The sequence below is a fragment of the Pseudomonas sp. SMN5 genome (assembly GCF_052041925.1).
Classification (GTDB): Bacteria; Pseudomonadota; Gammaproteobacteria; order Pseudomonadales; family Pseudomonadaceae; genus Aquipseudomonas.
This window is the reverse complement of record NZ_JBKGGX010000032.1, coordinates 25,160-37,508: the sequence shown is the minus strand read 5'-3', so window position 1 is coordinate 37,508 and position 12,349 is coordinate 25,160. Positions and strand designations below refer to the sequence as shown.

Genomic DNA, 12,349 nt, shown 5'->3' with positions numbered 1-12,349 from the left:
GCATGATCGCGCAGTTGGTACAGCGCATCGGCAGCGCCTCTTCCGACCTGCAGAACGCCGCCGCCGATACCAGCGAAGTCGCCCAGAACATGAACGAAGCCGCCGGCCGCCAGCGTCAGGCAGTGGAATTGGTGAGCACGGCGTTCAACGAAATGGTCGCGACCGCCAACGAAGTCGCCCGTTCCTGCAGCCAGGCCGCCTCCAGCGCGGATACCGGCTACCGTGACGTGCACGACGGCCAGCATCACATCGGCGAGGCCACTGGCAGCGTGCTGAAACTGAGCGAGGACCTGCAGCAGTCGACCCAGACCATGCAAGCGCTCGAGCAGGACAGCAAGAACATCAACACGATCCTCGATACCATTCGCTCGATTGCCGAACAAACCAACCTGTTGGCGCTCAACGCCGCCATCGAAGCCGCCCGCGCCGGTGACCAGGGCCGTGGGTTTGCCGTGGTGGCCGACGAGGTACGGGCCCTGGCACGACGCACCGCCGACTCCACCGGCGAGATCGACAGCCTGCTCGGCAACCTCGCCCGCCGCACCCAGGAAGTGACCCTGCAGATGCAGAACAGCCTGCAAGTGTCGCAGACCAGTGTGGAACGTATCCAACAGGCCCGTGACAGCTTCGACAAGATCCGCCACTCGGTGGACTCGATTCGCGACCAGAACACCCAAATCGCTACCGCCGCCGAGGAACAGCACCAGGTGGCCGAAGACATCAACCGGCACATCGCCCAGATCCATGCCGATGCCCAACTGGTCGAGGAATTCGCCCATTCGGCACAAAGCGGATCGGGGCGGTTGACCGACATCTCCGGACAACTCAAAGGCCTGGTGGGACGCTTCAAGTTCTAAGTACACCGCCCTGTGGGAGCGAGCCTGCTCGCGAAAACGGTCTGTCATTCAACATTTGCACCGACTGAAACACCGCCATCGCGAGCAGGCTCGCTCCCACATTTTGATCTCGGCCAGACGGTGGCCCTGCGGCCGCTTCCACCTCAGTGATTACTGACTCGCCGTAGCCGATCCAGCCTGGGCGCCGAACATCGCTTCGAAACGAGGCTTGTTGGCTGCGTAGTACTCGGCAACGACGTTGTCCGCCGAGCTGTCACGGGCAGCCGCCATCAGTCTTTCAAGATCCGCCTGGGGAATCTTGAAGTTGGCGAAGAACCGGGCGACATCGGGATGTTCAGCACTGAAGCCTTTGCGGGCCATCACGTGGATCTGCTCGGCACCGCCAAAGATCTGCTTGGGATCGTCCAGGTAACGCAGCGACCATTTGGAAAACATCCAATGTGGACTCCAGGCGTTGATCAAGGACCATTTGTCACGCTTCAAGTTACGGTCCAGCTCGCTCAACATCCCGGACTCAGAAGACGCGACCATCTTGTAGCCGTCGAGCCTGTATTCCTTGATGGCCTTTTCCGTGAGCTTGTATTGGCCGTTGCCGACCTCTGAAGTGAGGATCTTGCCACCCAGCTTTTCCCGCACCTGTGGCTTATTGAGGTCTTCGACACTGGCGATCTCGCTGACGGGAATGCTGGTGGGCACCGCCATGCCGATCCGGCCCTCATACAGCGCGCCGAGGTCTTCGAGCTTGTCGCTGTACTTGTCATAGAACGATTTGTGAGTGCTGGGCAGCCAGACCATCGGGATCAGGTCGATACTGCCATTGGCCAATGCCTGGAACTGAATGCCTATATCGGCCAGGACCAACTTGACCGGTTGCTTGAGGTGATCTCGCAGCGCCGTGTCGGCCAGCTTCACCGCGATTTCCGTATCCGACCAGTTCACCCATCCGATGCGGATCGGCGTGGGCTCGTCGGCCTGGGCCATCAAGCTGCTGATGACCATCGCAACGCCGGCGAGCCAGCCGATGGAAGTGCTGTTGGTTAACCTCATCATGGTTCATCTCCGCGTACTGTATGAGTTGTTATTGGCAGGGCAGCAGAAAGATCAACTTCCTCGGGACGCAACCGGACGTCGCCCCCACGAGGGAATTCATGTCGGTCCTGGACAGCTTCTGATAACGCAAACGGTGATTCCGACTTCCCGTTTCGAAGGGATGTTAATCCTGGTTCTTTCTTCAGACAAGTAAAATGTACACTTGTGTCACAGACATTGACACACGTGAACATTGAACATACCGTCATGTCAAAACCACGCCCGTTGTTCTGTTCCGGAGCACCACCATGTCCAGCGATCCATTGCTGCAGCCTTACAAAATCAAGAACCTGACGCTCAGAAACCGGATCATCACCACCGCCCATGAGCCGGCCTATCCCGTCGACGGCATGCCCAAGGATTTATACCGGGCTTATCACGTCGAACGGGCCAAGGCCGGCGTGGCGCTGACCATGACCGCAGGTTCCGCCGCCGTGTCCCGCGACAGCCCGCCGGTGTTCAACAACGTGCTGGCCTATCGGGATGAAGTGGTCAAATGGCTCAAGGACCTGACGGACGAATGCCACGAGCATGGCGCCGCGGTGATGATCCAGCTGACCCACCTGGGCCGGCGCACGCGCTGGGACAAGGCCGACTGGCTGCCGGTCGTCTCGCCCTCCCACCGCCGGGAAGCGTCTCACCGTTCCTTTCCGAAAAAGCTGGAAGAGTGGGACATCGACCGGATCATCAAGGACTACGTGGATGCCGCCGAACGCATGAAGGCCGCCGGCCTCGACGGTCTGGAGTTGCAGGCCTACGGTCATTTGATGGACCAGTTCTGGTCGCCCCTGACCAACGATCTAGACGGCCCGTACGGTGGCTCGCTGGAAAACCGCCTGCGCTTTACCTTCGAGGTCCTGCGTGGCATTCGCCGGCGCTGCGGCGAGGACTTCCTGCTGGGGGTGCGCTACACCGGCGACGAGGACCTGCCGGGCGGTTTCGGTGCGCAGGATGGCCTGCGGATTTCGCACATGCTCAAGGACAGCGGCCTGGTCGATTTCCTCAACGTGGTTCGTGGACACATCGATACCGATGCGGGCCTCACCGACGTGATTCCGATCCAGGGCATGCGCAATTCACCGCACCTGGATTTTGCCGGAGAAATCCGCTCCGCCACGGGTTTCCCGACCTTCCATGCGGCCAAGATCCCCGACGTTGCCACCGCGCGCCATGCCATCGCCTCCGGCAAGGTGGACATGGTCGGCATGACCCGTGCGCACATGACCGACCCGCACATCGTGCGCAAGATCATCGAGAAGCGCGAAGAGGACATCCGTCCCTGTGTGGGGGCCAACTATTGCCTGGACCGCATTTATCAGGGTGGCGCCGCGTACTGCATCCACAACGCCGCCACCGGTCGTGAAACCACCATGCCCCACGACATCGCCAAGGCGCCGCACCGGCGCAAGGTGGTGGTGATCGGCACCGGCCCGGCGGGGCTGGAGGCGGCGCGAGTCGCGGGTGAGCGCGGCCATGACGTCACGGTATATGAAGTCGCCGACCAACCGGGCGGGCAGATTCGCCTGACCGCCCAGAGCGAGCGGCGCCGCGAGATGATCAGCATCATTGACTGGCGCATGGCGCAATGTGAACGCCTGGGCGTGAAATTCCATTTCAACACTTGGGCCGAGGCTGAGACCGTGCTGGCCGAGGATCCGGACGTGGTCATCGTCGCCACCGGCGGCCTGCCCCACACCGAGGTGCTCAAGCAGGGCAACGAACTGGTGGTGTCCACCTGGGACATCATTTCCGGCGACGTGAAGCCGGGCAGGAACGTGCTGATCTTCGACGATGCCGGTGACCACGCGGCGCTACAGGCTGCCGAGATCATCGCCAACAGCGGTGCGAAACTGGAGATCGTCACCCCGGACCGCTCGTTTGCCCCAGAGGTCATGGCGATGAACCTGGTGCCCTACATGCGCAGCCTGCAGGACCTGGACGTGACCTTTACCGTGACTTACCGGGTCGAATCCGTGGAAAAACACGACGGCCAGTTGCTCGCCCGCTTTGGCAGCGATTATGGACAGGTGCACAAACAGCGTGTGATCGATCAAGTGGTGATCAACCACGGCACGCTTCCCCTGGACGACCTGTACTTCGAACTGCGTCCCCATTCCAGCAATGGCGGCGCGGTGGAACAGCACGACCTGATCGCCGGAAACCCCCAGAACATCGTGACCCACCCCGAAGGCCGCTTCCAGCTGTTCCGGATCGGCGACGCGGTGTCGGCGCGCAATACCCACGCCGCCATCTACGATGCGCTGCGGTTGCTCAAAGACATCTGAAGTCTTGCCCCTGGAGGCTCCAGGGGCAATCTGCATTTCCCGTCAGGCCTGAAGCCCCCTGCGCGCCACGGCAGCGCCTTGTTGCAGCGCCCTGCCGACCTGCTCTTTGAAACCACCCTCGGTCATCGTTTGCAAAACGGCGGCCGTGACACCTCGATAGGCCACCAGCGAATCGATCATCTGCCGGGGATCATGGCTCGCCAGCAGCTGGCTGCTATTGACCACGACGTTCTTTGCCGCGAGCCGGGCAATATCAGCCGGGATACCGGCAGCCACCGCCTGATCGGTCAGCGCCGTCATCAACAGAGCAGCAAAGGCCGGCCCGGTCCCCGAGAGCGCCGAGAGGTAGTCGATAAAATCCTCTTCCTGCACCTGCGCCGCGGTACCGACGCTTTCGAACAACCGCTGTACCAGATCACGCGTCGCTGCGGCTACCTCACCCGCGCAATACCAAGGCGTGAACGACTGTTCGATCTCCACCGCCGCGTTGGGCATCGCCCGTATCACGACCGGCGCCGAGGTTCGTTCGGCGATCGTTTGCGCCTTGATCCCGGCCATCAGCGAGATGACGACCTTGCCGGTTGCATCGATGTTCAGGCCGGCGAAATGTTCAGGTCGGACAGCGATGACGATCACATCGCTGCGATCCACCAGCAGCTGGTTATCGGCGACCAGACAGACGCCCTGTTGCGCCAACGGATGCGCACCCGAACGGTTGGAAATGACCAGCTTACCCGCCGGCAACAAGGCCTTCGTCAACAGCGCCTTGGCGATCGCACCGCCCAACCAGCCGGTGCCACCCACGATACCGATGGTCTCATTGATCATCGCTGGCCCCCGCGAAAGTCTCCGTTAAAGGTACGAAGACCCCAGGTTCTTTTTCGGCGTAACCGAACTTCCCGTAGAAACGATCCAGCTCACGCTGCTTGGGCACCTTCCCGGTGAAAATGCTCACGTAATGCGGGATGCGCTGGAAACGCACGGTGATCAGCTCACTGGTGTTCATGGTGATATAGCCGATCTGCGTCAGATAAATCGTCCGCGCCCGCGTATCAGCGGCCTGGCTGTCGTAGCCAAAGCGCTTGAACATGTTCGCCAACGCGAGCATCCGCTGCTCATCCACCGCCGAGACTTCATGGGCCACTTCGACCGACTGCAAGGCCCAACTGCGCACGGCGAACTCGAACTGCGAATCGAATAATCCGGGATTCAACCAGCACTCGAAAACGTTGAGGATCGCCTCGGAAATACTCTCGGCGTAGCTTTCACATTGGCGGATCAGCCCCCCGGTGTTGGTGTCCCGCCAACGTGCAAGCAAGGCCGCCAACAGCTGTTCGCGATCCTCGAAGAACCAATAGAAACTGGTGCGAGACAAGCCCAGGCGCTTGGCCAACGGCATGACCCGGACCGCGTCGATACCCGCCTCCTTCAGCGCCTCGTAAGCCGCCTCCAGCCACCCCTCCGGCGAACCGCGCCAACCCGCGTCCTGAGCCTTGCCACGTGTCTTTCCTACTTGGGACATCTTGCTAGCCTTATCAACGATGCTTGCTGCGAATGTACCGTGACGACTGATTAATGTACACCCAAGTACATTTTATCGACGCCCAAACTACTACTCGGCGAACTGTCGGCCTTCATTAATAACTCTCAAAAACACGAAAGCACTGCCGATACCCTGGGTAAGAGCAGTGAGTAAGTTTCAGGATCAAGGCGAGCCAGTAATGACAGAGATCTATCTGCTGATAGCGCACGGCACGGACCAGGGCGAACCCTACGTCCTCGGCTGGTTCGACGACAGGCAAAAAGCCCGGGAAGTCGCTGAACAGAAAGAATGGGAGGCTTATCGCGCCAGCCTCAAGGCTGGGCATCAGTGGTCGACCCACAAACCGCTGGCGCCGGATCAGACTGATTATCGCCGTTATTGGATCAAGACGATTTCAAAGTTTGACCATGTTCCGGTGCCGAGGTCTTGGGCGTTGCATTGAGGGTGTTGGATGAGTCTTGAAAGATGAGGTCGATCTCGATGCACTCACCAAGGATAGAAAGGACGTTGCCGCCGCCGCATCCTGCGATGAGAAGTTTCTAGGCCCATTCGTGCGGTCCGGGCTTCTGGTGAATTACACCCTCAATGACGCGAGCAACTCTCCGATCACTGAATTTCAGATAGGCAAGTCCGATTGCCTTTGAAGGCTCGTCCCGCCTCTTCGGCGCATTACCGATCACTTAAGAACGCCACCATCCCGTGGCGAGGGAGCTTGCTCCCGCTGGAGCGCGCAGCGGTCCCAAGCTTTTGGGGCAGCTACGCCGAGGCGTCGGACCGGCCCAGCGGGAGCAAGCTCCCTCGCCACGACAGGTGATAAACGTTACGTAAACGCATTGGCCTCTTAGATGGGCTGTTTTATGCGTGCCGGACCAAGAAACGTAATGTAGGACATGGGCAGGCTGTCAGCCACCAATCCGCGGGGAACGGCGCCGACAATCTTGAAAGGAAATGGATAAAGTCCCGAAAACTCCCCACCAATGAAAAAGCCCAACCTTTGCAGATTGGGCTAAGTCATTAAATATATGGTCGGGACGGAGTGATTCGAACACTCGACCCCTAGCACCCCATGCACGCAGTACCCATGCAAGACCCTCTGTACTGGCTGTAATCATTGGCGCTCGCTGCAATCGACTGTCCATGAGTGATTACAGATGCGTGAGAGAGTCACGCAAAAGTCACGCATCCCTCCTCCGGCGTCCTGCCGACCGAACACAATCAATTCTCAGGTCTGCAATACCATGACTGGGCGTATAACACCCCGTCGACCTCTTCCAGCCCGCTGATCGAAAATCCGTTGGTGGCCATTCCCGATATCCTGGCATCGTAGAGCGGCGAAAAGGCCGGAGCGTTAAGCGGCCAGGTCGAAAACCTAACCTCGGCAATCTCGCAGCTTCGATTGAGGAATTCGCAGGGACCGTTCCTGATATTAACGTCAGCTCGAATCGGGACCTCCGCCCTGATGGCCGGCCAAGTCTTCGCCACTCCCTTCTCTCTCATGGTCACTATAAGAAAATACATCTCATGCTCGATACTGTACAAAAACACAGTATCGATCCGCACAAGGGTTTCCTCAAATGATCCCGATGGGCGGATCCTGCTGTTCGTCGGCTGATCAAGCAGCGCAACTCAACACCAGATTACTGTATGTGCAAACAGTAATGACGAATCACACGATGCTGCCAGACCTACCTGACTCTCCCGGCCTTCGCCTATGGCACGACGCTCTCGATGACAAAGAACTGCGGTCCCGAGATCCCGACCTCTACCGCGCACGCCTGTATCAACAGAGCGCCGCCATGGCCCAGCGCGGCGTGATCGACCGACTGGAGCAGTACGACCTCGACGAGATGGCGAACGCCTTCTATTGCATGGCCTTGGAGGAACTGCCTGTTGACTGAGCTGCCCAAGAAAGACCGGGCAGCCCGCGCCCCAGGAGAACCTACGATGTGCGGACGACTCTCCCAGTACACCGGCATCCACGACTTCGTGGCTGTGTTGGCAATGTGGCCAGGGGCTTATGTCGATACCCTGGGCGATCAACCCCTGGAGCGATACAACGCCGCTCCCTCGCAACAGCTTGCCCTCTTCCATCAGGAAGGCGACGAGTTGCACGCCGACCTGGTGCGCTGGGGTTGGCGGCCGCACTGGGCCAAGGACCGCGCCGCCCCAATCAACGCCCGGGTCGAGAAAGTTGCCCACGGCCCCTTCTACCGTTCGATCTGGCCGAACCGCGCCATCACCCCGATAAATAACTGGTTCGAGTGGGTCGATGAGGGCGGACCGAAGAAACAGCCCTACCTGATCCGCCGGCGAGACCGGGCGCCGATCTTCTGCGCGGCCATAGGCCAATTCCCCACAGCAGGCCGGGAGCCGAAGGAACACGACGGCTTTGTCATCATCACCGCTGACAGCCAGGGAGGCATGATAGATGTCCACGACCGGCGGCCGGTGGTGCTGAATCCCGAGCTGGCCCGGGAATGGCTCGACCCAGCAACACCGATGGAGCGCGCCGAACAGATGGTCCTTCATCAGGGCGAGCCAGCCGAGGCCTTCGAGTGGTTCAAGGTGGACCGAGCCGTGGGAAATGTGAGAAACCAGGGCCCGGAGTTGATCAGGCCTATCGCTGATTCAATCGGTTGACACCTATAGAAAGGTGTCGGCGATCAGGGGGCTGGCTGTGCCTCGGATACATTTGATGCGCGTGCCAAAGATCTACGAAAAAACGTCTTCCTAAATGAGTTGGCGGTGTCACCCCCAACCTTATTCATCGGTTGCTCTACCAAGTAATACGTTATCACTGATATCGCAATTGTTAGAGGCACGGAGATCGCCGCATAAACGGCTGCATTTTCAAGCATAGACATACCGCCAAGGGGGATTCCCAACTTCACGCAAAGCTGCCTGGTGAGAATCATCCCTATCAAATGCATAAGATAGAATGAAAACGATATTTTCCCTAAAAATGTCAGAACTGGGCTATTCAGCCATGGCATAAATTTAGAGCGCGAAATGCTCAGAATAATTATACCTGCGCATATTGTTTGTACAATAATCGATGTATCACTTTTATATCCAAGCGCCATATCCGATACGAGCATCAGAATTAGGCCCGCATAAGATAGGAAGGGTGCAATAACAAATTCCTTCTTTGCATTCGCTATCAGGCAGCCTACAAAAAACGCCGGAAGGTATTTAGTATATATGGGTGAAATCAGGCTCGAAAAATAAAGTAGCGATAGCGCCAAACCCACGAACACTAATCCAGGCCGCCAAATACGATGTACCGCGAACCCTAGGAAAACTACAGCGCACCCGGACAGTTCAACCTTTAATGTCCAGGCCACACTGTTAATTGACGTATCCATTAAAAACATGTTTTGTACTAGCTTTTCGGACGGGTAGCTGATCAAGACCCCTAGAATAATAAGGCTACAGATTAAAGCTGGGAATATTCGATAAACACGACGTATAACAAATGCGAAGAATTCAACACCATAATTCACAGCCGATAGACGCTGCAAAGACATCGTCAATACAAAACCGCTCAGGACGAAAAAAATTATAACTGCAGAGTGTGCGTTGAACACAAGCTGGATGAGGCGCGCAAACACGCCCTCGACGTTGGAAAAATCCATCATCGATAAAGTCTGGGCGTGGTATGGCTGAGTCGAAAAAGCCGTTAAGCAGTGCGCTACAGCAACGCAAAGCGCCGCCAGGAACCGCAATGAGTCGAGACTGTTGTTACGGTCCATTTGAACCTCCCTGTAAATAGACGATTGTCGCTGAATGTCCTTCCAACGGCAAAGCTATTCCGACCCATAGCGACACAAAATCCGGCCTTTTTGGTTTAGGGTACGCCCTTGAAGAAGACGTGATTGCCCAGCCGCAGGGTCTGGGTTGCCTTGGCCGCCCAGGCGGGAGGCTTCGGCATCGTGGTTGCGTAGTAGTGGGTCGCGCCTTTGGTGAGGTCGGCCTCTGCGCCGGAGATCACCAGGTCCGCCGCCCGCTGCGCCTGGGCGAATTGCTTCGGCGGGATGGGCTTCGCGCCGCTTAGGAATGGATAGTTGGGGTCGTTCTTGTTCCAGCAACTGAACTGGTACGGCTTCAGGCACACGCCAGCATAGCCCTCACCCCACCAGGACTTGTCCCGGCCGTCCTCCACTCGGTTGCGGATCGTCCAGGCCACGGCGATCTGGCCGGCCAACCCCTCACCTCTTGCTTCCGCCCAAAGTGTGCGGGCCAGGATGTCGCGGTCTCTCTCAGAAACGGTCATGATTTTCTCCAGGCACAAAAAAACCGCTCGATGGCGGCCTGATAGACGTCTATTGGGGCGTATTAAAACGGGCTCAACTCAATGCTGAGGTGCTGGCATACGATGTCCCCGGCGCTGGCTACCCCATTCTCGCCTTGCACCCTTACAAGAACAGCAGCGGATTCATCCACTGCCCCGATTCCGGTGGCGATGGAGTTGCTAGCGCCTTGCACATCAGATCGACGAATGTATTCCTGGGAGCCAGCAGAGATCAGTTCTATCTCTGTATCAATGCGCCAGGCCCCACCATTAGTGGTAGAGACCCACCCACCTGCGTTCAGCGCCCCAAAAAATACACGTATCGTCTTGTTATTCGCGTTCGCCGCAAACGTTCCGTAAGCCAGAATCTTAACTTTTTGCCCTGCTTTCAAAGTGCCGGCCGGGATCGTATATGACATCAAGTCAGTAGGTGTCACACTGGCTGGGGTGCTTGCCGAGCCGGTATCTCGGCTAATCACAGGCGATGTATTGCCACCAACCAATCTCCCCCCAGAAACCGAAACGCTGCCTACAACCCGCATATCCCTGAATTTAACACTATCAGGTCTTGTAAGGGCGGCATTGACCTGAGCGCCACTAACGGAGGCGTTATCGAACACATCCATATAACTGAATACGCCCTCTGAAGCACCCAGGTCGACCTCAATACCATTAGCAGGCATGTCCCTAACGGTGGTTTTCGACACGTTAAAGTGTTTTGACCGAGAAGTAATTTTGATCCCGGACCCCGTCGTTCCTCTGAGATCGCCGTTAACTGCTAGGCACGACTCCATATTCCAGTAGTCGCCCTCCATGAAGAACGCATCGCCCGAGGGCTGGTCGACCGCCACCGCGACAAAATTGTTCCACTCCGGATCTATCACTGTATCAGGAATTCCGTTTCCAATATCAATCAGTCCGGCGCGCATATTTACCCCAATTACCGGCCAGACCAAAATGACGTTATTGAGCCATATCCCCTCACATCCTCCCTCGATCTTTATCCCGTCCGCCTTGCCCATGAGTGCAGGTGTTTGAACGTTGGAAACAAAAGCGTTAACCGTGTCACGAAAGTGGAGCCATGGCTGGCCGCCAAGATCTGAATATCCTAGAAGATCTTGGCCGTTGGTGACCTGTACAGTCTTTGTGTAATCGTAGGTGCTTGGAGCGATTTTACGATAAGGGCTGGCGTCGAATATGAAACGCCCACCTTTATAATAGAACCAAGAATCCAGAACTATATTTTGGCAGCGATTAAACTCAAGAGCTTTATCGAGTTTCCTGAACTGAACTCTTTGAAGGACCACGCCAACAACATTTTGGCAAAAGATCGCACGGCAGCCGCCGAGCCCAGCCTCGTCAGCAAACGCAAGGTCAGTGATGCCTCGCAACTGATTCGTCTGATTATCCACGCCTGACGGGGTAACCTGATTCTTATAGAGAAGGGTCGTCCCAGCGCTGTATGGGCTCAAAAATGTGGAAAATGGGCCGGCGCCATGAATGCACAGATTACCGTCAGGCAAGTTAACCTGATTGAATTTGAACGTGCCTGCCGGGATGGATCCGGCCAGCTTGTTGGCTGCGCAGTAATCTACGAACGCTTGCATGGCGGGAGTCCAATCCCATGTAGCCGCGTTTGTTGGAGTTGGCTTGGTCACAACAAGGTCTGCGAACTCCCAGAGGCTTACCGATTGGGCGTTTAGCATTTGCGCAACGCTTTCGATTGAAGGTGCAAGCTGGTCCCTGATCCAGCCGACTCTCGTAGCGCCATCCGGCGCCAGCAAATCCGCACGTAGCGGGCCGGCGTCCGCCGCTGCGGCCATAGCTTCGGCGGCCGCTGCTGCCGCCTGGGCCGCACTTGCTTCGGCCTCCACCACGGCGTCCTCCACTGCCTGCGAAGACATGGACCGCTTGCCTGTGTCTACCGCCACGCCTCCAACTTTCCTCCAGACAGCATAGATTTCATCATTCTCGCTCGATGCGACGAGAAACATGCCGCCCTCATCCGTGGCCGAGAGTCCGGTAGCGACATCGGGATAAATAGATGTCGAAACGCTGGCCTTCGTCTCGATTCCAGCAATTATCTGTTTCAGGTTTTGGATATCACCTGATTCCGTGGGGATGGGTGGCGCGGCTATGGCGTCGTTTGCGAAGCGCGAAAGAATATTGCTGCCTACTTCAGCTTTCACGGTAGCAATCTCAAGGCGCTCTGTCTGGTCAGTCATATAGTTCCCCTGGGGCGTGTTTAAGGAGCGTGACCGGTTGCGGTCAACTAGAAATGAGG

At 57.4% G+C, this 12,349-nt stretch carries 13 protein-coding genes; 6 read left to right on the top strand and 7 right to left on the bottom strand.

The genetic code is table 11. The features are described from left to right. The first annotated feature begins 2 nt into the window (after window positions 1-2). On the top strand, window positions 3-857 hold the full coding sequence (locus tag ACLEJR_RS24195) for a methyl-accepting chemotaxis protein (protein WP_440793083.1): 855 nt from the start codon (window positions 3-5) through the stop codon (window positions 855-857). A gap of 150 nt (window positions 858-1,007) precedes the next feature. Here the strand turns inward: ACLEJR_RS24195 and ACLEJR_RS24190 are convergent, their stop codons facing one another. Beyond that, complete coding sequence (locus ACLEJR_RS24190) at window positions 1,008-1,856, bottom strand: glycine betaine ABC transporter substrate-binding protein (protein WP_440793081.1); 849 nt, start codon at window positions 1,854-1,856, stop codon at window positions 1,008-1,010. A gap of 338 nt (window positions 1,857-2,194) precedes the next feature. On the opposite strand from ACLEJR_RS24190, the gene ACLEJR_RS24185 reads away from it, so the two are divergent. Next, window positions 2,195-4,231 carry an oxidoreductase gene (locus tag ACLEJR_RS24185; protein ID WP_440817054.1) on the top strand — a complete coding sequence of 679 codons (2,037 nt, stop codon included), beginning with the start codon at window positions 2,195-2,197 and terminating at the stop codon, window positions 4,229-4,231. A gap of 42 nt (window positions 4,232-4,273) precedes the next feature. Here ACLEJR_RS24185 and ACLEJR_RS24180 read toward each other — a convergent pair whose 3' ends face one another. Both ACLEJR_RS24180 and ACLEJR_RS24175 read right to left on the bottom strand, forming a co-directional pair. Beyond that, on the bottom strand, window positions 4,274-5,059 hold the full coding sequence (locus tag ACLEJR_RS24180; RefSeq protein ID WP_440792873.1) for a pyrroline-5-carboxylate reductase family protein: 786 nt from the start codon (window positions 5,057-5,059) through the stop codon (window positions 4,274-4,276). Continuing rightward, the gene (locus tag ACLEJR_RS24175) at window positions 5,049-5,753 is read right to left on the bottom strand and encodes a TetR/AcrR family transcriptional regulator (protein ID WP_440817052.1); all 705 of its coding nucleotides are present in this window, start codon (window positions 5,751-5,753) and stop codon (window positions 5,049-5,051) included. Before ACLEJR_RS24175 ends, ACLEJR_RS24180 begins: the two co-directional genes overlap by 11 nt. 199 nt (window positions 5,754-5,952) lie before the next feature. On the opposite strand from ACLEJR_RS24175, the gene ACLEJR_RS24170 reads away from it, so the two are divergent. Continuing rightward, entirely contained in the window at window positions 5,953-6,216 is a 264-nt protein-coding gene (locus ACLEJR_RS24170; protein ID WP_440792869.1) for a hypothetical protein, read from the top strand. Between the two features lie 16 nt (window positions 6,217-6,232). Next, the gene (locus ACLEJR_RS24165; RefSeq protein ID WP_440817051.1) at window positions 6,233-6,418 is read left to right on the top strand and encodes a hypothetical protein; all 186 of its coding nucleotides are present in this window, start codon (window positions 6,233-6,235) and stop codon (window positions 6,416-6,418) included. A 571-nt stretch (window positions 6,419-6,989) separates the two neighbouring features. Here ACLEJR_RS24165 and ACLEJR_RS24160 read toward each other — a convergent pair. Continuing rightward, window positions 6,990-7,334 carry a hypothetical protein gene (locus ACLEJR_RS24160; protein WP_440817048.1) on the bottom strand — a complete coding sequence of 115 codons (345 nt, stop codon included), beginning with the start codon at window positions 7,332-7,334 and terminating at the stop codon, window positions 6,990-6,992. Window positions 7,335-7,447: 113 nt separating this feature from the next. Between ACLEJR_RS24160 and ACLEJR_RS24155 the strand changes: the two genes are divergently transcribed. After that, a complete protein-coding gene (locus tag ACLEJR_RS24155) occupies window positions 7,448-7,672 on the top strand; it encodes a hypothetical protein (RefSeq protein ID WP_440817047.1) in 225 nt (74 codons plus the stop codon). Between the two features lie 46 nt (window positions 7,673-7,718). Continuing rightward, window positions 7,719-8,414: an SOS response-associated peptidase gene (locus ACLEJR_RS24150; protein ID WP_440817074.1), complete on the top strand. Its 696-nt coding sequence runs from the start codon at window positions 7,719-7,721 to the stop codon at window positions 8,412-8,414. Between the two features lie 23 nt (window positions 8,415-8,437). Here ACLEJR_RS24150 and ACLEJR_RS24145 read toward each other — a convergent pair whose 3' ends face one another. The 3 genes from ACLEJR_RS24145 to ACLEJR_RS24135 form a co-directional block, all read right to left on the bottom strand. Beyond that, the gene (locus tag ACLEJR_RS24145; protein WP_440817046.1) at window positions 8,438-9,526 is read right to left on the bottom strand and encodes an acyltransferase family protein; all 1,089 of its coding nucleotides are present in this window, start codon (window positions 9,524-9,526) and stop codon (window positions 8,438-8,440) included. Window positions 9,527-9,621: 95 nt separating this feature from the next. Next, window positions 9,622-10,047 carry a cell wall hydrolase gene (locus ACLEJR_RS24140; RefSeq protein ID WP_440817043.1) on the bottom strand — a complete coding sequence of 142 codons (426 nt, stop codon included), beginning with the start codon at window positions 10,045-10,047 and terminating at the stop codon, window positions 9,622-9,624. 62 nt (window positions 10,048-10,109) lie between these two features. Beyond that, entirely contained in the window at window positions 10,110-12,290 is a 2,181-nt protein-coding gene (locus ACLEJR_RS24135) for a hypothetical protein (RefSeq protein WP_440817041.1), read from the bottom strand. Between the last annotated feature and the right edge of the window lie 59 nt (window positions 12,291-12,349).